Origin of the sequence: Pseudarthrobacter sp. NPDC080039 (assembly GCF_040702335.1) — a bacterium.
Taxonomy (GTDB): Bacteria; Actinomycetota; Actinomycetes; order Actinomycetales; family Micrococcaceae; genus Arthrobacter; species Arthrobacter enclensis_A.
Map to the genome: position 1 here is coordinate 25,079 of NZ_JBFBKY010000022.1, position 20,735 is coordinate 45,813.

A 20,735-nucleotide genomic window follows, 5' to 3' on the forward strand; every position below is an offset into this window, starting at 1 on the left:
CATGGCGACGGCAGAGAATGTACGGCACATGAAGGCAACCGAACTGCTGGACGCGGTGGTGGACCCGGGGTCGTTTGTCTCCTGGGATAGCGAACCGGAGCAGCCCGCGCTGTCGGAGGAGTACGCCCGCGACCTGGCCAAAGCAAGGGAGCGCAGTGGCGCCGACGAATCGGTAATCACCGGCGCCGGCCTCATCCGCGGGCGCCCGGTGGCACTGATCGTCAGCGAATTCTCTTTCCTGGCCGGCTCCATTGGGCATGCTGCGGCGCAACGGATCGTTGCCGCCGTCGAACGCGCCACCGCGGAGGGCCTGCCGCTGCTGGCCGGCCCTGCCTCCGGCGGAACCCGCATGCAGGAAGGCACGCTCGCGTTCCTGTCGATGGTGAAGATTACCGGCGCTGTCCGGGCACACCGCCAGGCCGGGCTGCCCTATCTGGTCTACCTGCGGCACCCCACCACCGGCGGCGTCATGGCGTCGTGGGGATCGCTGGGACACATCAACGTTGCCGAGCCGGGTGCCCTGCTGGGCTTCCTGGGGCCGCGGGTGTACCAGGCCCTGTACGGCGAAGCGTTCCCGGAGAACGTGCAGGTCGCCGAGAACCTTTTCCACAAGGGGCTGATCGACGGTGTGGTGGAGCCCGGCGACCTGGCCGACTTGGTGGCCCGGGCCCTGGACCTCCTCTCTCCCGGACATCCGGCGGCTGCGCCGCCTGCTCCGCCCGAAACCCTGAACATCCGGCCAGCGGCCGTTGACGCCTGGACCTCCATCGAGCTCTCCCGGCGGCCCCGGCGCCCTGACCTGCGCCAGCTGCTGAAGTTCGGCGCCACGGACGCCCTCCCCCTTAACGGGACGGGACAGGGCGAGAAGGACCCGGGCCTGCTGCTGGCGCTGGCGCGCTTCGGCACCCAGTCCTGCATCGTGCTGGGACACGCGCGCCCGCTGCGCAAGGATGGTGCCGGGATGGGGCCAGGCTCGCTGCGGGAGGCCCGCCGCGGGATGAAACTGGCAGAGGAGCTCAGGCTTCCCCTGCTCACTGTCATTGATACTGCCGGTGCGGCGCTGTCCCGGGAGGCGGAGGAGGGTGGTCTGGCCGCGGAGATTGCCCGCTCGCTGCACGAACTGATCGGGCTTGGTTCGCCGTCGGTCTCGGTGCTGCTGGGCCAAGGCGCCGGGGGAGGGGCCCTGGCGCTGCTGCCCGCGGACAGGACCATCGCTGCCCAGCACAGCTGGCTGTCGCCGCTGCCTCCGGAGGGTGCCAGCGCCATCGTCCACCGGACCACCGCGTTCGCTCCCGCCATGGCCCAGGCGCAGGGGGTGAACGTCGCCGCGCTGCACGCCAACGGCCTGGTGGACCACATTGTTGATGAGCGTGCTGATGCCTCACTGGAGCCGCGGGAGTTCTGCACCCGGATGGCCCGTGCCATTGAATATGAATTGGGCAGGGTGGCCGCTGTTCCGGTGCCTGAACTCGTGGCCGCACGGGCCCGGAAGTTCGCCTCCCTGGGACGGCGCTGACGCTGTGCCGGGGGCTGGAATGGGGTCGGCTCCCGGTTCTTACCCCCGGTCCGGCACGCGCAAAGCCATGAGTACGCCTGGGGCGCTTACCTCCGCTGTCGCGCCCGGTCCCGGTGGACATTCATGCGCAGCTGCAGGATGCGGGCACCGCCTGCCACTGCCACCAGCACCCCTCCGGTCACCGCGGCGATGAAGAGCGCCATGCCCAGCGGGACAGAACCTTCAAATCCCAGGAAACGGACCAGGGCCTGGTCCTGGTTCTGGAGGATGAAGATGATCAGCAGGATCAACAGCACAAGCGCGGCAACCACGGCGGCCCAGATAACACCTGCGCGGGTGACTTTGCGGTCCGGGGCGGCGCCTGCCCCGTGGGCCGCGGCCGTGGGCGCCGCCGTGTCCGGTGTGTCTGCCCGGTAAGAGGGTGCGTTGCCGCGCCCCCCGGCGGGGGCCGCCGGTGCTGCCGGTGCTGCCGTGGAGTCGGGCTGCGTGGTGCCGGGTTCAGTTTCCGGCCGGCGGTCCGGTCCCGGCGTGTACTGTCCTGCGCTCATTGTCGTCCCTCTTCCCAGGATGGTAAGCATGCTTATTGTTCAACCATAGACGTCAGGATCCCCGCAGCACAACGACTGGAACGACGGCGTGCGGCGCGTCAGGGACAGGCCTGGCATGGAGCTGTCATGGAGCCGCAACGGCGGAGGGGGCCCCGGGCGGGGACCCCTCCGTGACTCCTGTCCGGGTCGGTCGCCCCGGTCGTCACACCCTCTCCTTGCTCCGCTCGGCCGAGGGGGTGCGTGGCGCAGGCGTCCGGCGCCACTTGGGGAAGGCCCAGAACGTGAATTCCTGTGCCTTGTCCGGCTCCTCCGGGGCCTTCTCGGGAGCCTCCGGTTCCGCTTCAGGCTGACGCTTGGTTTCTTTCCTTGCGCCCCACCCGAAGTCCTTGCTCGATGCGTAGCACATCACAGACCTCCTTATGGTGACTGCCCTTTAATCGTCCTCCGGTTTGGTGCGGGAGTCGATAGACCGGCGAAGGGGCAGGGGGCCGCGGAGGCAAGGCCCGCGATGGGCCGGGACATCAGGACCAGGAGGCTTCCAGCCGCTTCCAGCCGGGCGCCGCTCAGCTGCCAGGCACCATGTCCTGCGCCTCCTGCGGGCGGTGGAACTCGCAGGGCCCCTGGTGGCGGAGGGGGAGGAGGCAGGTCCGGCCCGTGGGAAGGTGGACCAGGGCGCACCGGCCCGTCATGGCCAGGTCCTCGCGGACGTTGGAGTTGCTCAGGTCCGGCCGTTCGTCGTCGGCCATCCCGGTGGTTCCGGCGTTGGCAGCAGGGTTCTCTGCGTTCATGGTGGGGCAACTCCTCATCGGGCTGAGGGCGAATGGAGGGTGCTGAATGGTGCTTCTTCCAGTCTGTGCCGTGAGGATTACGGGCGGGTTAAGCGGCCGTTAGGTTCAGGTCAACAACGGCCAACAGCAGTGGCTGGCGTCAGTACCCTATCTGGTGCGCCACCTGAAGGAGGAGTACCTCCGAGCCCATGGGGCCCACCAGTTGTATGCCCATGGGCAACCCGCTGCCGGGGGTCCCGCCGGTCCAGTACACGGGAATGGTGATGGCCGGCAGGCCGCACACGTTGACCATGGAGGACCAGGGCGCGAATTCGCACTGCTTCCGGTAGTCGCCGTCTGCATCGCCCGGCCATTGGGCCGCGGGCCAGCGCTCACTGCCATGTCCGGTGCCGGTGAACCATCCCACCGGCCGCGGGGTCTGCGCCAGCGCCGGCATCAGCATGAGGTCCCACTGCCCGTACTGGGCCACGGTGTCGTGCTGGAACTGCCGGAGGAAGGCCAGCGCCTCTGCGAGCTTCGCGGGGCTGCGCTGCTGGGCGCGCCGCCGGAAAGTCCGGGTCAGGGGTGCCAGCAAGGCTTCGCGCGTGGGGCTGATCCTCGCCGTGCCCACCCCGGCGGTCCAGGCCGTGGTGAAGGCATCAGGGTAGCGGTTGTCATAACGGATGGCAGCGTCGGCAAGGACATGGCCCGCGTGTTCCAGGAGGGCCTCGCCGGCGCGGAGGGCGTCAAGTGCCTCGGCGTCGGGCGTGAAGGGAAAGGTGCCCGACCATGGGCTGTCCAGCGTGACGCCGATGCGGAGCCGGGAAGGCTCCTGGCGCAGTGCCTGGAGGTATCCGTTCCCCGGTGCCAGCGCATCCATCATCAGTGCTGCATCCTCCGCGCTGCGCGCAAGGGGCCCGGGCGCCACCAGGCGGGCCGGATCTCCCGCGCTTTCCCCGGCCAGCACCAGGCCCCGGCCCGGTTTCAGCCCCACCAATCCGCACGCCGCGGCCGGAATCCTGACCGACCCGCCGCCGTCGGTCCCCGGCGCGAACGGCAGCAGCCCTGCCGCCACCGCCGCGGCGCTGCCGCCGGACGAACCTCCCGAACTCCTGCTGGGGGCATGGGGATTGCGCGACGGCGGGGCGATGCGGTTTTCGCTGTAGGCCGTCAGTCCGAATTCGGGCACCTGCGTCTTGCCCAGCGGAATCACGCCGGCGTCCTTGAAGAGGGACACCAGGGGAGCGTCCGACGGCGCAGGCTTGTGCTCCAGTGCAGCACTGCCGTGCGTGGTCACCACCCCGGCCACGTCGGTGAGGTCCTTGAAGGCCAGAGGCATGCCGTGCAGCAGGGGAAGGTCGCTGTCCAGGGCGCGGGAGTAACGGGCGTCAGCTGCCCGTGCCTGTTCCATGGCCTGGTCCCCGGTGACGGTGATGAAGGCCCCCAGACGGGGGTTCTGCTGCCCGATCCGCGCGAGGAAATGGGCGGCGGCATCTGCGGCGGAGACCGTTCCACTGCGCAGGAGATTCCGCAGCTGCATTGCCGAAAGGTCGTGGAGTTCAGCCACGAAGACGTGCCTTCCGCTGCGGCCCCAGGGTGTTCCGCTCCGCCCGTGCGCGCGGACGCGGCGCTGGCGCGGTGGTGGCCACGGGCTTTCGGGACATGGAAACCTCCTTGTGCTCCACCAGCCTAACCCGCTGCTTTCCGGCATCTGTTTCGAGCGTTCCGGCTCCGGTCGGGGCGGAAGCAGGTGGAAGGGATAGGCTTAAAAGTGACTCTGATCCGCCAAGACAGGACTTCCGATGAGTGATTTCGATACCGTCCCCGTCCATGACGTCCCTACCGATGCGGTAATCCTGGACGTCCGCGAGGACTACGAGTGGGTTGCCGGACATGCTGACGGCGCACTCCACATCCCCGTGGACCAGGTCCCGGCCCGGCTGGGCGAGCTCGATCCCGATGAGGACGTCTACGTCATCTGCCGCACCGGCGGCCGGTCCTTCCGCGTTGCCCAGTGGCTCACGGGCCAGGGGTATACCGCCATCAACGTCGCCGGAGGAATGGACCAGTGGCTCGAATCCGGCAAGCCCCTGGTCTCGGACAACGGACTCAAGCCCTTGGTGCTTTAGTGCCCGCTGCTTCCCATACCTACGCCTTCCTGGGGCCGGAAGGTACCTTCACCGAGGCTGCGCTCCTGCAGGTTCCGGACGCGCTCCAGGCGGTCCGCGTTCCCGCGTCCAACGTCAACGCTGCCCTGGACCTGGTGCGCGACGGGGCGGCAGATGCTGCGATGGTCCCGATCGAGAACTCGGTTGAGGGCGGAGTCACCGCCACCCTGGATGCAATCTCGGGCGGGCCCGAACTCCGCATCGTCCGTGAGGTCCTGGTTCCCATCACCTTCGTCCTCGTGGCCCGGCCTGGCGTGCGGCTGGAGGACGTGCGGAGAATCTCCACCCACGGACACGCCTGGGCCCAGTGCCGGCTGTGGATGGACAAGAACATACCCGAAGCGGAATTTGTCCCGGGGTCCTCCACTGCGGCCGCCGCCCTGGGCCTGCTGGACAAAGACTGCCACTACGACGCGGCCATTTGTGCTCCCCTCGTGGCACGGGAACATGCTGGACTGTCGGTCCTTGCGGAAAACATTGGTGACAATCACGGCGCCGTCACCCGCTTCATCCTGGTCAGCCGCCCGGAAGTGCTTCCGGCCCCTACCGGCGCGGACAAAACCACGGTGGCTGTCCCGCTGCCGGAGGACCGCCCGGGTGCACTCATGGAGATCCTGGATCAGTTCGCCAGCCGCGGCGTCAATCTCAGCCGGATCGAATCCCGCCCCACGGGACAGTACCTGGGCCACTACTTCTTCAGTATTGACGCTGACGGCCACGTGGGCGACGCCCGGGTGGCTGATGCGCTGGCAGGGCTTCACCGCATCAGCCCGGCGACGCGTTTTTTGGGCTCCTACCCCAGGGCGGACGGCCAGGCCTCCCAGGTGGCGCCACACACCTCCGATGAAGCGTTCTCGGCCTCCCGATCCTGGGTTGAATCCATCCTGTCGGGGGAACGCCCCGCAGGTGAAAACGGTTTTGCGGCTTCGCCAACAGCGTAGGCAAAAGCGCTCCGAAGTACTTCCCCGGGGTGTGGACAATGCGTATGCTTACCTGATCCACACGGGGTATGGCCCCTGACGAAGGGAGAGGGTCATGACCAGCAGCACCGAAAACGACGGCCAAGGGATGATCGTCAACCCCAAGCCGTCGGGAGACAACCAGGACTGGGACGGGGACGACGCGGACCGGGCTGACCGCCTGCGCTTCGAAGAGGAGCAGGCCATGATCCGCGAGCAGTCCGAAGCCCATGCCGCCGCCAAGCACGGCACGCACGTGGAGAAGGAACCAGAAGAGGAAGCCGGCTCCTGACCAGACCGTCATCCGGACGCCGGCCCTCCCCTAAGCGGGCGCCAACCTGGCCCCGGAGTCTTCATCCCATCGCTGCCTGGACCTGCCCTTTCACCCTGACCAGGAGCGACCGGGGCTCCACCCGGACCGTAAGCTGCGTCGCCTCACCGGACGTATCGCCGTCGAGCTGCGTGGGCATGGGCTCGGGACACTTGATGACCACCTTGGTGGAGCGGTACACGGTCATGATGGGCAGCTTTCCGCTGTGCTTGAACATGATCTTCATGTACATCAGCAGCCAGCCAAGGGCGCTCCGGGGACTCATCACCACCACGTCCAGCATGCCGTCGTCGATCATGGCCTGCGGAATGAAATCGATGCCGCCCGGTACCAGGCCGCAGTTGGCGAACAGCACGCTGCGGATATTCCGGATCTGCTCCGGGCTGCCGTCCAGGGCGATGGATACCTTTTTGCGCCGGCCGGGAAGGTGGCGGACGCCGGCCTCCGTGTAGGCAAGCCAGCCCACGGCCTTCTTCAGCCCCGCGTTGGTGTCGGCCAGCACCTCCGCGTCCATCCCGATGCCCGCGATCACCAGGAAGAGGTGTTCCGAGTAATGGCCGGTACGGGAGTTCTCGATGGCCATCCGGGCGGTGTCGATGTAGCGCTGGCGGCCGAAAAGTGCGGTCTGGATGTTGCCATGCAGATCGTTGACGTCCAGGTCTACGTTGCGTGCCAGCAGGTTTCCCGTGCCCAGGGGGATCAGGCCCATTGCCACGTTCGTGTTGGCCAGGGCCTCAGCCACCACGCGTACAGTGCCGTCGCCGCCGCCCACCAGGACGACGTCGGGCTTGCCCGCAAGGGCGGCCTGCATCTGGGAGAAGCCGGGGTCCTCCGCCGTGGTTTCGAAAAAGACCGGCTCTTCCCATCCGGCTGCCAGGCAGGCCCGCTGGATCGTTGCCCGCGCCTCGGCTGCCCGCGCCTTGATGGGATTCAGGACCACGGCCACCCGCTGCTGCCCCAGCCCGGATTCGTAGGCTTCCCCGGCCACGGCGCTGCGGACGTGCAGGGCTTTGAGGCGCCGCACCCCCCACCAGCTGGACGTGGCGAAGGCAAGCGCCACCGCAATCAGCAGGTAGAGAATCCAGTCGCTCATGGTGGTTCAACACTAGCCCGGCGCGCGGCAGGCGGGGGCACGGAGGCCGCCGCCCGCCGTCGTGCACCGAATTGGATACCCTTGTCTGGTGATCGACGTAAAAGACCTCAGCGAAAACCCGGACAAGTACCGTGCCAGCCAGCGTGCCCGCGGCGCGGACGAATCAGTGGTGGACGCGATCATCTCCGCGGACTCCACCCGCCGTGCCGCCCTGCTCCGCTTCGAAAACCTCCGCGCGGAACAGAACGTGTTCGGCAAGAAGGTGGCCAAAGCCAAGGGCGAGGAGAAGCAGGCCCTGCTGTCCGAGGTCAAGGAGCTGGCCAATTCCGTCAAGGCAGCCTCCGCGGAGGCCGATGCCGCCCAGCTCAAGCAGGAAGAACTGCTCCGCACCATCCCCAACCTGGTGGAGGACGGCGTTCCCGAAGGCGGCGAGGACGACTACGTGGTGGTCAAGACCGTTGGCACGCCCCGCGAATTCCCCGACTTCGAGCCGCGTGACCACCTGGAGATCGGTGAGCTGATCGGCGCCATCGACATGGAGCGCGGGGCCAAGGTCTCCGGCGCCCGCTTCTACTTCCTCAAAGGCGTTGGAGCCCGGCTGGAAATGGCCCTGCTGCAGATGGCCATGGACCAGGCCATCGAAGCGGGCTTCGTCCCCATGATCACCCCCACGCTGGTGCGCCCGGAGACCATGCAGGGTACGGGCTTCGATGTTAAGCACGACGCCGAGATCTACCGTCTCGCCGAAGACGACCTTTACCTGGTGGGCACCTCCGAGGTGGCGCTGGCCGGGTACCACGCCGACGAGATCCTGGACTTCTCCGCCGGCCCCATCCGCTACGCCGGCCAGAGCTCCTGCTACCGCCGCGAGGCCGGTTCGCACGGCAAGGACACCCGCGGCATCATCCGCGTGCACCAGTTCAACAAGGTGGAGATGTTCATCTACACCACGGTGGAGGAGGCCGCCGCCGAGCACCAGCGCCTGCTGGCCTGGGAAGAGGAAATGCTGGCCAAGTGCGAGTTGCCGTACCGCGTGATCGACACCGCGGCTGGCGACCTGGGCACTTCGGCCGCACGCAAGTACGACTGTGAAGCCTGGGTCCCCACGCAGGGCGCCTACCGCGAGCTGACCTCCACCTCCAACTGCACCACCTTCCAGGCCCGCCGCCTGAACATCCGCGAACGCATCGTCAACGCTGAAGGGGTCTCCAAGGGCACCCGTGCCGTGGCCACCCTGAACGGTACGCTGGCCACCACCCGCTGGATCGTGGCCCTGCTGGAGCACCACCAGAACCCGGACGGCTCGGTCAACGTGCCCAAGGTGCTGCAGAAGTACATCGGCGGCCTTGAGGTTTTGCCGGTCCTGTAGGTTTCTTTTTTGCTGGTGCACCCGGACCTGGACACGTGCCAGATGGTCTGCTCCGGGCGACCGGCAGGCCTGCCTGCCGGAGGCATGCCGCGAAGCGGGCGGGGTCGGACGCTGTTGCCCAGTCCCATCGAACAACCGGGAAGCCGGCCGCCCGCAGCCTGTCCTCGCGTTTCTTCTCCGCCAGTACGGCCTGCCGTGCCGTCCGGGTGCCCAGGTAGTGGTCACTGAGATACTTCGCGTCGCCGTCGAACTCCCCGATAAGCCGGTACTTAGGCCAGAAGAAGTCAGTCCGGGCGAGGAGGAACCCGCCTGCCGGAACTTTGAACTTTGCCTGGAGCATAGGAGCCGGGGAGCCGGGCAGCCGTGCCCAGCAGTTCATCCTTGCTGAGCGCAGGTCCCGAAGTGCGGCGGCTGCTAATTGCGTGGTCCGTCAGCACTACTCCTGCCGCGAAGCTTTCCGTCGCGATGACTCCTACTACGGTCTCGGGCAGGGGGGTTACCTGAAGCCCTGCGTGCTCCACTGCGGCAGGGTGGCCACGATGCCTGTGAACGCCGTAAGCGCTGATGTGTTCGATGCCTGTGTGACCGGACCTGTTGCACGCCGCGGAAGTGGTGGGTTGCTTCCGGCCGGTGCCCCCTCGATGCCCCGGACAGATGGACGCATCCAGGAACTGCAAGCAGGTCCAAGTTCCAAACAGCAATCGCTGAGTTCAGGCAGAATGCGGATCCCGGAAGTTCCAGGTCCACGGCGCGGACTGTCTGGAGGTATCTTTCCCACGGAGCCAGGGATACCCACTCTTCCTTCCGGGCGTAAACACCTTTGCGGACGCGGACAAGTTCACCCTGGGCATAGCGCCTGCTGAGTGAGCGGGCATCCCCCGTGGTGAGGCGGAGATCTTGAGCCGAGTTCAGGTGCATGCCCCTCATCGTCACAGGATGATGCACCGTCGTTGAAGCGGGCAGCAGGTGCATGTGGACAACCAGGGATCTCATAACCGCACCTGCCAATGGACATGGCACCGGCGCGTGTGGGGGTGCGGTGTCCGTCGGCGGGTACATAACGAAGGAGACGCCGGCACAGCAGCCATGTGGAAATCCGCCATGTTAACCAACAGTTCAGTAAACGTGTGGTCCCCGTCCTAGCGCGTGTCAGTTACGTCTGGTTCACTATGTGGATGACAACGCTGACTGAAACCTCAGTCGCCGGCAACGATGACCGGCGAGAGAATGACCAGAACAACAACCTGAACAACATCGAGTTCACCGCTATTGACCGGAAATTCATGGTCGCACTGGACGTGGACGGCACCCTGGTCAACCATGACGGCCACATGTCCCCCGGGGTGCGGGATGCCGCGCAGGCCGTAGTGGCCGCCGGACACGAGGTGATGATTGCCACCGGCCGGTCGCTGAATGCCACGCTTCCCATCATCGAGAAGATCGGCATCGAGCGCGGGTATGCGGTCTGCTGCAACGGCGGCGTGACCCTGCGGCTCCACCCGGAGCTGGAAAACGGTTACGAGGTGATCCACAAAGCCACGTTCGATCCCGCGCCGGCCCTGCGCGCCCTCCGCGAACGCCTCCCGTCCGCCAAGTATGCGCTGGAGGACGCCGACGGTAATTTCCTGTCCACGGAGCGGTTCCAGGATGCCAGCTTTGGGGTCGAGGCGGTGGGCGTGGACTTCCACACCATGCTGGAGGCAACCGCCGTCCGCGTGGTGGTGTTCAGCACCGAAAACACCCCCGAGGAGTTCAACGAGGCCATCAACCACGTGGGCCTGGCCGGAGTGACTTACTCCGTGGGCTGGACCGCGTGGCTGGACATCGCCGCCGCCGGCGTCACCAAGGCCAGCGCCCTGGAAAACCTGCGCGTCCGGCTCGGCTTCGAGGAGCACCTCACGGTGGCTGTGGGTGACGGCAGGAATGACATCGAAATGCTCGCCTGGGCAGGCCGCGGCGTGGCCATGGGGCAGGCTCCGGCAGAGGTGGTGGCCGCTGCCGATGAGGTCACCCACTCGGTGCACGACGACGGCGCGGCCCACGTGCTCCGCAGCCTGCTGTAAGGCGCTGCAAGACACTTTCCGCTGCCGCGATTCCGGTGCCGGTCCGCGGCCAAGGCAGAATAGGGGCATGACCCTTACGACGTTCGCCCTCGTCCGCCATGGCCAGACCGACTGGAATGCCGAGCGCCGGCTGCAGGGATCAACCGATATCCCTCTGAACGACGTCGGACGCGGCCAGGCGCGTGACGCGGTCGCCGTCCTCGCCCCTTACGAGTGGGACGCCATCGTTTCCTCGCCCCTGAGCCGCGCCGCGGAAACGGCTGACCTGATCGCCGAAGGGCTCGGGCTGACGGTATCCCGGCGCGTCCCGGAGCTCACCGAGCGCAGCTTCGGTCCTGCCGAAGGGATGCAGGCGGGCCCGGAGCTGGAGGCGCTCCGGGTTCCCGGCGGCTTCACGGGTGCGGAAAGCGAAGACGAGGCCGCAGACCGGGGCCTCGCCGCCCTGGAAGCCCTGGCAGAGGAGTTCCGCGGCCAGCGGCTCCTGGTGGTCACACATGGCACGCTGCTGCGCGTCAGCCTCAGCCGCGCCATCGGCCAGACCCTCGCCAGCGTGGACAACGCCGCCCTGAACCTGGCACACCACCACGCGATGGACGGCTGGAAGCTGGAGTACTTCAATGGCGAACCGGTAATGGCAGCCGCCGGCAGCTAAAGCCGGGCGCGCACGTCCAGGCAGGAATGACGACGGCGGACCACACGCCTAAGCGGGTTACCCCGCCCCCGGGTTACGTGGCTGCGAGGATCAGCGCCAGCAGTCTTGCGGCCGCGGGCCGGGCGGCATGTTCCTCGTTCCACTGCGACCGTGCCACCGCTTTGCTGACAGCCTGGGTGGTGATGCCCAGTTCCTGCGCCACCGCCTTCTGCTGCCCGCGGACGCCAGGTGTCAGCAGGTCCAGCACCCGCCACTCTGCGCCCGAACGGTCCCGCACGATGTGGCCCAGGAGGCGAAGGACGGCCTCGGCGTCGTGGGCTGCATCAGCCAGGGGCCCCTCTACGGCCACCGGGATGCGTTCCTTGCTGTTGCGAAGCCTGTCGACGGCGCGCCGCGCGTACACCAGGCCGTGGCCCGACGCGTCCTTGACTTGGTTGGGCAGCGGTTCATTCACCGGTCCTGCGCCGATTCCCACGTACCAGTACCCGCTGCGGAGCGCGATCAGGGCGGTGTCCACGGCCTGGTGCGGACACTCGACGATCCCTTGGACTTCGTCCTCCACGGACCGGTCGAAATCCAGGCGCGCGGGAATGTGCCGCAGTGCCTTGAGCAGCTGCGGAACCTGGTCGCCGTCGCGCCGGCTGTCCGTCTGGTTGATGGTCAGGGTGAACATTCTGGGTCCACACTACCCGGAAGTAGGAACGGCGGAACCGGCATGTTACGAGTGGTCAGCGCCCCTGGATCCCCGCCGGAATGTGGGCCCGTGGGTCAGTCTTACTGTTCCGCGGCCGCGCCGTCTGCCGGGAACCTGTGCCATGCGCTGTGCGGCAAGGGCGGAAAAGCCCGACGGCGGGGGTTGCCTGCCTGCCCCTTCATCTGTTGCGATGGGGGAACGGCCGCCTGCAGCGGCACACCCGACGTAAGGATGGTCATGGCCGGCAGCGCAGGGCAGGACGGGCAGCAGCAGGACCGGATGCAGCAGGACGCATTTCCGCAGGAAGAACTCGAGCTCGTTGATAAGTGGTGGCGGGCCGCGAACTATCTTTCCGTGGGCCAGATCTACCTGCGGTCCAACCCGCTCCTGCGGGAACCGCTGCAGGCGGAGGACACCAAGTCCCGCCTGTTGGGCCACTGGGGGACCACCCCTGGGCTCAACTTCATCTACGCGCACCTTAACCGCGTGATCCGCCGTGACTCACTGGAGATGCTCTTTGTGGCCGGTCCCGGCCATGGCGGCCCCGCCGTCGTCGCCAATGCATGGCTGGAGGGAACCTACTCTGAAATTTATGGCCATGTGGGCAACGATGAGGCCGGCCTGGCGGAACTGTTCCGGCAGTTCTCCTACCCCGGCGGCATCCCCAGCCACGCCGCCCCGGAAACTCCCGGCTCCATAAGCGAAGGCGGGGAACTCGGGTACTCCCTGGCGCACGCTTACGGGTCGGTCTTCGATAACCCCCAGCTGGTGACCGCCGTCGTGATTGGCGACGGCGAGGCGGAAACCGGGCCACTGGCCGCCAGCTGGCACTCCCACAACTTCCTGGATCCCGCGGCGGACGGCGCGGTGCTGCCCATCCTGCACCTGAACGGCTACAAGATCGCCAACCCCACCATCCTGGCCCGGATGCCTGAGCAGCAGTTGGAGCAGCTGCTGCGCGGCTATGGGCACGAGCCGTACTTCGTCACCGTGGCGGACCCGGACAGCACGGAACAGGCACACCAGGATTTCGCCGCTGTCCTGGACCGTTGCCTGGCGGACATCAAAGCCATCCAGGACACCCACCGGCAAGACCTCTCCGGTGAGGAGGCGGGGGAGGGTGGACACCGCTGGCCGATGATCGTCCTGCGCTCGCCGAAGGGCTGGACCGGCCCCCGCATGGTGGACGGGCTGCAGGTGGAAGGCACGTGGCGGGCGCACCAGGTGCCGCTGTCGGAGGTCCGCACCAACGGGGAGCACCTGAAGCAGCTGGAGGAGTGGATGCTGTCCTACCGGCCCAACGAACTGTTCGACGGCGACGGCAGGCTCAGGCCCGACATCGCGGAGGGTGCGCCCACGGGAGATTTCCGCATGAGCGCTACGCCGCACGCCAACGGCGGGCTGCTCCGGCGCGCGCTGAAATTGCCCGCGTGCCGGGACCACGCCGTGGAGGTGCCCACTCCCGGCATCGAGCGGGTCAGCCCCATGGTCACGCTTGGCTCCTGGATGCGGGACGTTATTGCGCAGAACATGGAGAACTTCCGGCTGTTCGGCCCGGATGAGACGGCGTCCAACCGGCTGCAGAACGTCTACGAGGTCACCGACAAGGTGTGGCAGTATCGGATTGACGACGTCGATGAGCACCTGGCGCGGTCCGGCCGGGTGATGGAGGTGCTGAGCGAGCACCTGTGCCAGGGCTGGCTGGAAGGCTACCTGCTCACCGGCCGGCATGGGGTCTTCAACTGCTACGAGGCCTTCGTCCACATTGTCGACTCCATGTTCAACCAGCACGCCAAGTGGCTGAAGGTGTCCCGCAAACTGCACTGGCGCCAGCCCGTGCCCTCGCTGAACTACCTCCTGTCCTCGCATGTGTGGCAGCAGGACCACAACGGGTTCTCGCACCAGGACCCGGGCTTCATCGACCATGCAGTCAACAAGAAGGCCGAGGTCATCCGGGTGTACCTGCCGCCGGACGCCAACACTCTCTTGTCCGTCATGGAGCACTGCCTCGCTTCCACGGACTACGTGAACATTGTGGTCAGCGGCAAGCAGCCCTCGCCCACCTGGCTTGGCCCGGGGGACGCCGCCAACCACTGCCGCCGTGGCTTGGGGATTTGGACGTTTGCGGGGTCCGAGGTGCCCGGCGAGGAGCCCGACGTCGTCCTTGCCTGCGCCGGTGACGTACCCACGGTGGAGACCGTGGCGGCGGCCGAGCTGCTCCGCGAGGGCGCACACGGACTCAAGGTCCGCGTGGTCAACGTGGTGGACCTGATGCGGCTGCAGGACGAAAGCGAGCATCCGCACGGCCTCCCGGCCCACGACTTCGATGGGATCTTTACCCCGGACAAGCCTGTTATTTTCGCCTACCACGGGTATCCCGCGCTGATCCACCGGCTGGCGTACCGGCGCACCAACCAGCAGGGCCTGCACGTGCACGGCTACAAGGAAGAGGGGACCACCACCACGCCGTTCGACATGGCCATGCTCAACGGCATCGACCGCTTCACCCTCGCCATCGATGCGATCGACCGCGTGCCGGGCATGGCGGAGAAGCACTCGCTCCTGCGCCAGGACCTGCAGGACCGGCGCAGCCGCGCCCGCGCGCACACCCGCACGCACGGCGAGGACCCGGAGGAGATCCGGAACTGGAAGCTGGGCGGCTGACTTACTGCCCCGGGAGTTCGTCCAGCGTGCAGCTGGGCAGGTGGATCCAGCCTTCGCTGCGGGCGGCCTGGGCGTGGGCACCATCCGGCAGGAGCGTACGACGACGGGCCACGGCACGGGCGGTCAGTGCGGCTATGACGGCGTCGAACAGGTCGTCCGAACTGGTCAGTCTGTCCCGGTAACCGCCCAGGTCCAGCCACGGTGCCTGTTCCTCCAGGGCAGCCAGCAGGAGGCTGAGGCGTTCGGCTTCCGGGGCACCCCGGCCCTTGTAGCCGCGCCCGTTCAGGCCCCAGATCTTCAGCGATGCCGCCGGATACACCTCGGCGAGGCGTCCGGCCCCGTCGCGCCGTTGCGGACCGTGCAGCGCGGCGATCTTTGCCTGGATCACAGCGCAGCGCATGGCAGGATGGGCCAGCCGGTCCGCGGAGACGCTCAGCGGGATCAGGCCGGTCTGGGCGGTGCAGAACCGGTCCGTGTCCCGGTAGGCAAGCAACCTGCGGCCTGCGATGCCGTCGTGTTCGAGGACCGGGGCCGCAATGTTGTTCAGGTGGCCGGTGAGGAACGGGATGAGCGCGTCGGGCCAGCCCACGGGGCAGTCGACGCCGGTCATGTCGCAGGTGCCGAACAGCTCCACGATCTCCTGGTCACCCACGTCCAGGGCCAGGCGGGTAAGGCGGGCCCGGTAACCGCCCCAATCGATGACCGCAACCCCCGTCTTCTTGGTGGCTGCCGCCAGGTCTACGCCGAGGGTCTTCATGCCGGGCTCAGACGGCTCGGTAACGCATGACACCCGGGATGCCGCCGGATTTCCCGAGGTCCCCGCCGCGCGCGAAGCCGGCCCACAGCGCGCGCATCTCCCGGCCCGCGGCCTCAACATCCTCCCAGCGGGCGCCCTCGATCAGGCCCACGCCCTCCCAGGTCTTCCGGGTGCCCAGCAGCAGGGGCAGGTCCACAGTGTGGGCGGCGCCGAAGATGTTCCCGGGGGCGTGCCAATCCAAAACGTAGCGGTGGGCACGGCCTCCCGCTTTGGCGTGCCGGCGGGCGAACCGCCTGGTGGCCCGGCCGTATACGGTTTCGGTGACCACCCAGTCGATGGCGCGGACGGCGGCAGCCCCCACCAGCGGAACGGCGGCCAGCCGCATGAGCCGCGGGTTGCGTGGCAGGAACAGGCGGGCCTCCTCAGAGGTGTGGCCAATCAGTACCTCGATTGCGGGTGCGCTCCGGTTCCAGGCTGCCTCGATGCCGGACTCCTCCGGGAGCGGCTCGTGGCCGTACTGGGTTCCAAACGGCATGGCGGCAAGCATGCCAAACTTCCTGGCCACTTGGGTAACTTCTGATTCACGGGCCACCACGTCCAGGGCGGGCGTCTCCTCCGTTACGGAATCCGCGGCGATGCCCATGGCGTGGTTCATCTTTGCCCGGCCGCGGGTGATGCCCAAGGGTGCGCTCTGGATGATGGCACGCTGAAAGAGTGCGGGCGCACCGGGAGTGGCCATCAGGTGGGCAATCGCGTCGCCCCCTGCGGACTGGCCGAACGCCGTGACCCGGCGCGGGTCGCCCCCGAATGCCGAAATGTTCCGCTGCACCCAGCGGAAGGCCTCAAGCTGGTCGAGCAGGCCCAGGTTGCCGGGCCGGCCCGTGGGAGTGGCCAGGAACCCGAACAGGCCCAGCCGGTACGTCACGGACACCACGATGACGCGGTTTTCGGCGACCAGCCGGGCGGGGTCGAAGATGGCCAGGTCCCCGGAACCGGTGGTGTAGGAGCCGCCATGGATCCACACCATGACCGGCAGTTTCTCACCCGGCATCAGGTCACCGGGCATCGTGACGGACAGGTTCTGGCAGTCCTCGCTGCCAGGGAGCTCGCCGTACCTGGTGCCCAGGACGTCATCGAGGAACGGCACGGGTGCCTGCGGGCACGCAGGGGAGAGGGAGGTGGCGGCAAATTCCGCAGTCCAGTCCGGGGCCGGGGCCGGCGGCTGGAACCGTTGCGCCCTGGCGTACGGGATGCCGGTGGCGCGGATGACCCCGCCGTCACGCCAACCGGAGACGGGCCCGCAGGGAGGCTGGAACAAGAGCTGGGACGTCACGGCGGGCTCGGAACTCACAGCTTCACCATGCCACAACTTCCTGGAACAACGACGGCGGGTGCCCGGCTTCGAAAAGCCGGGCACCCGCCGTCGGACTGGTCGTTGGAGTGGGCCGTCAACAAGGAGGTGGGCCCACGCCGTCAGGGGGACTAGTGTCCGGTGGGCACGTAGCGCTTGATGGAGGCCTCCAGTTCGGCTTCGGCGGCGGCGCGGTCGCCCCAGCCTTCGGCCTTGACCCACTTGCCCGGCTCCAGGTCCTTGTAGCGCGTGAAGAAGTGCTCGATTTCCTTGATCAGGAACTCGTTGACGTCGCTGACTTCCTGGATGTGGTCGAACCGGGGGTCCACGGGCACGCACAGGATCTTGGCATCCCCGCCGCCGTCGTCGGTCATGTTGAAGACGCCGATGGGGCGGGACTCGACGATGACACCCGGGTGCAGGTCGAAGTCCTGCAGGAGCACCAGTGCGTCCAGCGGGTCGCCGTCCTCGCCGAGGGTGTTTTCGAAGTACCCGTAGTGCGTGGGGTACTGCATGGAGGTGAAGAGGACGCGGTCCAGGCGGACGCGGCCGGTCTCGTGGTCAACTTCGTACTTGACGCGCGATCCCTTGGGGATCTCGATGGTCACGTCGTGCTTCATGGAATGCTCCTCGGCAATTGCAGGGGGGTGCGCGGCACACTTGACGGGCCCGTAAATGAGAGTGTCGGTGCCGCCGACTAGTATTGAGGATATAGCGAGAGGCCCTGGAATCAGGAACTTGTGGGGAATTTCAGGACTTGAGGACCAGCACCAGCATGACCAAAACAACCAGCCGGGAACCCACGCGTGACCGTTTGTCCCGCCGCCCGGGAAACGGTGGCGGGCGGCCGCGAAAGCCCTGGCACTTGGCGCTGGCGGCATTGGTCCTGCTCATCCTCGCCGTCCCGGGCGCCCTGCTGGTGGCTCCCGGATTCCTCGGCCCCGGATTGTTCGGCTCCAGCGCCCCCGCGTCCACTCCCGCCACTCCTGCCTGGCAGCAGGCTCCGGCAACCCTTTCGGCACCGCAGGTGCTCGCCCCGCTTCAGCCGTCCGCGCCAGTGCCGGTCCGGCCAGCGGTAACAGCCCAGGTGGAGCCGGCGTTGATGACCGACGGCGGCGGTACTTTCACCGGCACGGTGCAGGATGCGCTCACGGGCCAGGTGCTCTTTGACAGGGGCGGCGCGGACGGCCGGGTTCCGGCGTCGAACCTCAAGCTGCTGACGGCGGTGGCCGCACTGCGCACGCTGGGACCGGAGCACCGCTTCACCACCAAGGTGGTGCCAGGCCCCGCGCCGGGACAGGTGGTGCTGGTGGGCGGTGGCGACGTTCTCCTCGGGGCAGGGGAGTCACAGCCGAACCAGGTGATGGGCCACGCAGGCCTTGGCACCCTTGCCGCCCTGACGGTCCGGGCCCTGCAGGCCGCCGGGACCACGGGAACCGTCAAGGTCCTGGTGGATGACTCCCTCTTTACCGGGCCGGCACTGAATCCCAACTGGCAGTCGGGCGACGTTGAAGCCGGCGAAATAGCACCCCTCTCTCCTCTGGCGCTCAACTCGGCGCGGTTCGATCCCGCCGTCACCACAGGTCCGCGCCCGCAGGACTCCGCGATGGCCGCGGCAGAGGCGTTCGCCGGGCAGCTGCGCGCGGCAGGTGCCGGTGCGGGACTGACGGTGGCGGCCGGCGTCGAACGTTCCCCCGCCGCTCCCGGCGCTGCAGCCCTGGCGGGCATTGACTCGGCCACCGTGGGAGAGCAGGTGGACCTGATGCTGCAGGTATCGGACAACTACCTGGCCGAAACCATGGGCCGGATGGCCGCGGTGGCCACGGGCAGGCCGGGCAGCAACGATGGCGCTGTGGCCGCCGTGGCTGCCGAACTCGGGGCAGCCGGGATCGCCGCGGACTCTGTGAAGCTGGCGGACGTGTGCGGGCTGGCCATGGGCAACCAGGTCCCTTCCGGCCTGTTGGCGGAGGTGGTGCGTGCCATGACCACCGGTACCGACACCAGGCTGCGCGCCGCCCTGGACGGGTTTCCGGTTGGCGGCCTGTCCGGAACGCTCGACGCCCGCTACGGCGATGCCACAACGTCCGGCGGCGCGGGGCTGGTGCGGGCCAAGACCGGAACCCTGAACACGGTGCTCGCGCTGAGCGGCTACGTGGTGGACGCTGACGGGCGGCTCCTGGTCTTCTCGTTCATCGGCAACGGACTGACGCCCGGGGCCGCCGGCAACAAGGAGGCCCTGGACCGGGCCGCCACGGCGCTCGCAGGCTGCGGCTGCCGCTAGGAACTACTGCGGCTGCACGCCCAGCAACGCGGCCCTGACGACGGCGGCAAGCACTGACGCCCAGCCCTTGCGCTCGCCTGCGGTCAGGGGAGGAATGGGACGGTAGGGGATCATGGCGGCCTCTTTCGGCAGGGACTTTCGGGGTGTTTCCAATCTCCCGCGGCACACTGGGACGCCGCTTTTCCCCTCCTGTGCAGGGGCTGTGGAAGTTTCGCCGGTCAGCGAACTTAAGGACGGGCCGCGGCCTGCTGTGTTCTGATGGGAACCATGGAGTCCACTGCGCGCGAGTCCGCACCGTCCGTATCCACAAACGGATCCCCCACGGCCCAATCCAGTCCGGCCCAATCCCTGATTAACTGGGACCTCGCTGCTTCTGCCGCAGCGCGGCTGGCCCCAGCCGGACCGGTGCTCGACGAAAAGGCCATCGGCGAGGCGGTGGACAGCCTGCGCAGGCTCGCGGACGCATCAGTGCCGCACGTCCACGAGATCACGGGCCTGGAGGCGGCACGCGATCTTCGGGACTCCTCGGTGCTCGTGGTGGACCGGGCGTCCTGGGCCAAGGCCAATACCCAGAGCTTCGCGGTGATGCTCAAACCCGCCATGCAGAAGATGCTGGACAGCCGGCGCGGAAACCTCAGCCCCGGGGCTGCCCAGGTCAGCGGCGCGATCACCGGCAGCCAGTTGGGCGCCGTCCTGGCCTTCCTGTCCAGCAAGGTCCTGGGCCAGTACGACCCCTTCGCCGCGCTGGCGGAAAACTCCTCTGCGCCCGCGGCCGGCAGGCTGCTGCTGGTGGCCCCCAACATCGTCTCTGTTGAGCGGGAACTCAATGTCGCGCCGGAGGATTTCCGGCTCTGGGTGTGCCTGCACGAGCAAACCCACCGCGTCCAGTTCGCGGCCGCACCCTGGCTGCGCCACCACATGCTCGAACAGATCGACAACCTCAGCGGCCACTTGCTTGGCAACGTCGATTCGCTGATGGAACGGGCTTCGGCCGCTGCACGGTCGTTGAAGGACCGGTCGGCGAACGGAGAGGCGCCCCGCCGCGGCGCCATCCTGGACCTGCTGCAGGACCCCGAGGAAAAGGCCGCGATTTCACACCTCACCGCCGTGATGAGCCTGCTCGAAGGCCACGCAAACGTGGTGATGGACGGCGTGGACGCCAGCATCGTGCCCTCCGTCAAGACCATCCGGCAGCGCTTCAACGACCGGGGCAAGGACCGCGGCGTGATCGAGAAGTTCATCCGCAGCCTCCTGGGCCTGGACGCCAAGATGCGCCAATACTCCGATGGGGCGCGCTTTGTCCGCGCCGTGGTGGACGTGGCCGGGATGGAGGGGTTCAACAGGGTATGGGAGTCGGCTGACCACCTGCCAACGGAACCCGAGATCCATGACGCCAAGCTGTGGCTTGAGCGGATGGGCCTGTAATTGCCCCACGCGCCACTGCCTGACAATCCACCTTCACCTCCGCCGGCACATGCCCCCACGCGCAGTGGGCGACGCCGACCCGGCAGGCTCGCGCCCG

General features: G+C 67.7%; 19 protein-coding genes. 10 read left to right on the top strand and 9 right to left on the bottom strand.

What is annotated here, in order from left to right; all coding sequences use genetic code 11:
- The first annotated feature begins 1 nt into the window (after window position 1).
- Window positions 2-1,516 (top strand): carboxyl transferase domain-containing protein, encoded by a 1,515-nt coding sequence (locus tag AB0313_RS17880; protein WP_366307187.1) that lies wholly within the window; start codon window positions 2-4, stop codon window positions 1,514-1,516.
- Window positions 1,517-1,602: 86 nt separating this feature from the next.
- Here the strand turns inward: AB0313_RS17880 and AB0313_RS17885 are convergent, their stop codons facing one another.
- From AB0313_RS17885 to AB0313_RS17900, 4 genes are all read right to left on the bottom strand, one after another.
- Entirely contained in the window at window positions 1,603-2,064 is a 462-nt protein-coding gene (locus tag AB0313_RS17885; RefSeq protein ID WP_366307189.1) for a LapA family protein, read from the bottom strand.
- A gap of 202 nt (window positions 2,065-2,266) precedes the next feature.
- Window positions 2,267-2,470, bottom strand: a complete 204-nt coding sequence (locus AB0313_RS17890; protein WP_366307191.1) for a hypothetical protein — start codon at window positions 2,468-2,470, stop codon at window positions 2,267-2,269.
- 157 nt (window positions 2,471-2,627) lie between these two features.
- Complete coding sequence (locus AB0313_RS17895; RefSeq protein ID WP_141944510.1) at window positions 2,628-2,852, bottom strand: hypothetical protein; 225 nt, start codon at window positions 2,850-2,852, stop codon at window positions 2,628-2,630.
- Window positions 2,853-2,991: 139 nt separating this feature from the next.
- Window positions 2,992-4,398 (bottom strand): amidase, encoded by a 1,407-nt coding sequence (locus AB0313_RS17900; RefSeq protein WP_366307193.1) that lies wholly within the window; start codon window positions 4,396-4,398, stop codon window positions 2,992-2,994.
- Between the two features lie 235 nt (window positions 4,399-4,633).
- Between AB0313_RS17900 and AB0313_RS17905 the strand changes: the two genes are divergently transcribed.
- The 3 genes from AB0313_RS17905 (at window position 4,634) to AB0313_RS17915 (ending at window position 6,250) form a co-directional block, all read left to right on the top strand.
- Window positions 4,634-4,960 carry a rhodanese-like domain-containing protein gene (locus AB0313_RS17905; RefSeq protein WP_366307195.1) on the top strand — a complete coding sequence of 109 codons (327 nt, stop codon included), beginning with the start codon at window positions 4,634-4,636 and terminating at the stop codon, window positions 4,958-4,960.
- Window positions 4,960-5,940, top strand: a complete 981-nt coding sequence (gene pheA / locus AB0313_RS17910) for a prephenate dehydratase (protein ID WP_366307197.1) — start codon at window positions 4,960-4,962, stop codon at window positions 5,938-5,940. The genes AB0313_RS17905 and pheA overlap by 1 nt, the downstream gene beginning before the upstream one ends.
- 94 nt (window positions 5,941-6,034) lie before the next feature.
- Entirely contained in the window at window positions 6,035-6,250 is a 216-nt protein-coding gene (locus AB0313_RS17915) for a hypothetical protein (RefSeq protein ID WP_141944503.1), read from the top strand.
- A 61-nt stretch (window positions 6,251-6,311) separates the two neighbouring features.
- On the opposite strand, the gene AB0313_RS17920 is transcribed toward AB0313_RS17915, so the two are convergent.
- The gene (locus AB0313_RS17920) at window positions 6,312-7,382 is read right to left on the bottom strand and encodes a diacylglycerol kinase family protein (protein WP_141944501.1); all 1,071 of its coding nucleotides are present in this window, start codon (window positions 7,380-7,382) and stop codon (window positions 6,312-6,314) included.
- Between the two features lie 88 nt (window positions 7,383-7,470).
- Between AB0313_RS17920 and serS the strand changes: the two genes are divergently transcribed.
- The 3 genes from serS (at window position 7,471) to AB0313_RS17935 (ending at window position 11,466) form a co-directional block, all read left to right on the top strand.
- Window positions 7,471-8,751: a serine--tRNA ligase gene (gene serS / locus AB0313_RS17925; protein ID WP_366307199.1), complete on the top strand. Its 1,281-nt coding sequence runs from the start codon at window positions 7,471-7,473 to the stop codon at window positions 8,749-8,751.
- A gap of 1,175 nt (window positions 8,752-9,926) precedes the next feature.
- The gene (locus tag AB0313_RS17930; protein ID WP_141944497.1) at window positions 9,927-10,814 is read left to right on the top strand and encodes an HAD family hydrolase; all 888 of its coding nucleotides are present in this window, start codon (window positions 9,927-9,929) and stop codon (window positions 10,812-10,814) included.
- A 67-nt stretch (window positions 10,815-10,881) separates the two neighbouring features.
- The gene (locus AB0313_RS17935; RefSeq protein ID WP_366307201.1) at window positions 10,882-11,466 is read left to right on the top strand and encodes a histidine phosphatase family protein; all 585 of its coding nucleotides are present in this window, start codon (window positions 10,882-10,884) and stop codon (window positions 11,464-11,466) included.
- A gap of 73 nt (window positions 11,467-11,539) precedes the next feature.
- On the opposite strand, the gene AB0313_RS17940 is transcribed toward AB0313_RS17935, so the two are convergent.
- Window positions 11,540-12,139 (bottom strand): hypothetical protein, encoded by a 600-nt coding sequence (locus tag AB0313_RS17940; protein WP_366307203.1) that lies wholly within the window; start codon window positions 12,137-12,139, stop codon window positions 11,540-11,542.
- Between the two features lie 258 nt (window positions 12,140-12,397).
- On the opposite strand from AB0313_RS17940, the gene AB0313_RS17945 reads away from it, so the two are divergent.
- Window positions 12,398-14,824, top strand: a complete 2,427-nt coding sequence (locus tag AB0313_RS17945) for a phosphoketolase family protein (RefSeq protein WP_366307205.1) — start codon at window positions 12,398-12,400, stop codon at window positions 14,822-14,824.
- 1 nt (window position 14,825) lies between these two features.
- Here the strand turns inward: AB0313_RS17945 and AB0313_RS17950 are convergent, their stop codons facing one another.
- The 3 genes from AB0313_RS17950 to AB0313_RS17960 all read right to left on the bottom strand — a co-directional run bounded on the left by AB0313_RS17950 (window position 14,826) and on the right by AB0313_RS17960 (window position 17,552).
- The gene (locus AB0313_RS17950; RefSeq protein WP_366307207.1) at window positions 14,826-15,581 is read right to left on the bottom strand and encodes a DUF429 domain-containing protein; all 756 of its coding nucleotides are present in this window, start codon (window positions 15,579-15,581) and stop codon (window positions 14,826-14,828) included.
- A gap of 7 nt (window positions 15,582-15,588) precedes the next feature.
- The gene (locus AB0313_RS17955; RefSeq protein ID WP_366307209.1) at window positions 15,589-16,932 is read right to left on the bottom strand and encodes a carboxylesterase family protein; all 1,344 of its coding nucleotides are present in this window, start codon (window positions 16,930-16,932) and stop codon (window positions 15,589-15,591) included.
- A gap of 131 nt (window positions 16,933-17,063) precedes the next feature.
- Window positions 17,064-17,552 carry an inorganic diphosphatase gene (locus AB0313_RS17960; protein ID WP_141944488.1) on the bottom strand — a complete coding sequence of 163 codons (489 nt, stop codon included), beginning with the start codon at window positions 17,550-17,552 and terminating at the stop codon, window positions 17,064-17,066.
- A gap of 155 nt (window positions 17,553-17,707) precedes the next feature.
- Here AB0313_RS17960 and dacB point away from each other — a divergent pair, with 155 nt between their 5' ends.
- Together dacB and AB0313_RS17970 are read left to right on the top strand one after the other, a co-directional pair.
- Complete coding sequence (gene dacB / locus AB0313_RS17965; protein WP_366307211.1) at window positions 17,708-19,213, top strand: D-alanyl-D-alanine carboxypeptidase/D-alanyl-D-alanine-endopeptidase; 1,506 nt, start codon at window positions 17,708-17,710, stop codon at window positions 19,211-19,213.
- A gap of 267 nt (window positions 19,214-19,480) precedes the next feature.
- Window positions 19,481-20,638: a zinc-dependent metalloprotease gene (locus tag AB0313_RS17970; RefSeq protein ID WP_141944486.1), complete on the top strand. Its 1,158-nt coding sequence runs from the start codon at window positions 19,481-19,483 to the stop codon at window positions 20,636-20,638.
- The last annotated feature ends 97 nt before the right edge of the window (window positions 20,639-20,735 follow it).

What these genes read in the sequence shown, in the direction of transcription:
- AB0313_RS17945 (WP_366307205.1), top strand. Translation starts at nt 12,398, where the DNA reads ATGGCCGGCAGCGCAGGGCAGGACGGGCAGCAGCAGGACCGGATGCAG.
- AB0313_RS17885 (WP_366307189.1), bottom strand. Translation starts at nt 2,064, where the DNA reads ATGAGCGCAGGACAGTACACGCCGGGACCGGACCGCCGGCCGGAAACT.
- AB0313_RS17950 (WP_366307207.1), bottom strand. Translation starts at nt 15,581, where the DNA reads ATGAAGACCCTCGGCGTAGACCTGGCGGCAGCCACCAAGAAGACGGGG.
- AB0313_RS17930 (WP_141944497.1), top strand. Translation starts at nt 9,927, where the DNA reads ATGACAACGCTGACTGAAACCTCAGTCGCCGGCAACGATGACCGGCGA.
- AB0313_RS17895 (WP_141944510.1), bottom strand. Translation starts at nt 2,852, where the DNA reads ATGAACGCAGAGAACCCTGCTGCCAACGCCGGAACCACCGGGATGGCC.
- AB0313_RS17880 (WP_366307187.1), top strand. Translation starts at nt 2, where the DNA reads ATGGCGACGGCAGAGAATGTACGGCACATGAAGGCAACCGAACTGCTG.
- AB0313_RS17970 (WP_141944486.1), top strand. Translation starts at nt 19,481, where the DNA reads ATGGAGTCCACTGCGCGCGAGTCCGCACCGTCCGTATCCACAAACGGA.
- AB0313_RS17915 (WP_141944503.1), top strand. Translation starts at nt 6,035, where the DNA reads ATGACCAGCAGCACCGAAAACGACGGCCAAGGGATGATCGTCAACCCC.
- AB0313_RS17960 (WP_141944488.1), bottom strand. Translation starts at nt 17,552, where the DNA reads ATGAAGCACGACGTGACCATCGAGATCCCCAAGGGATCGCGCGTCAAG.
- AB0313_RS17940 (WP_366307203.1), bottom strand. Translation starts at nt 12,139, where the DNA reads ATGTTCACCCTGACCATCAACCAGACGGACAGCCGGCGCGACGGCGAC.
- AB0313_RS17890 (WP_366307191.1), bottom strand. Translation starts at nt 2,470, where the DNA reads ATGTGCTACGCATCGAGCAAGGACTTCGGGTGGGGCGCAAGGAAAGAA.
- dacB (WP_366307211.1), top strand. Translation starts at nt 17,708, where the DNA reads ATGACCAAAACAACCAGCCGGGAACCCACGCGTGACCGTTTGTCCCGC.
- AB0313_RS17935 (WP_366307201.1), top strand. Translation starts at nt 10,882, where the DNA reads ATGACCCTTACGACGTTCGCCCTCGTCCGCCATGGCCAGACCGACTGG.
- AB0313_RS17905 (WP_366307195.1), top strand. Translation starts at nt 4,634, where the DNA reads ATGAGTGATTTCGATACCGTCCCCGTCCATGACGTCCCTACCGATGCG.
- AB0313_RS17920 (WP_141944501.1), bottom strand. Translation starts at nt 7,382, where the DNA reads ATGAGCGACTGGATTCTCTACCTGCTGATTGCGGTGGCGCTTGCCTTC.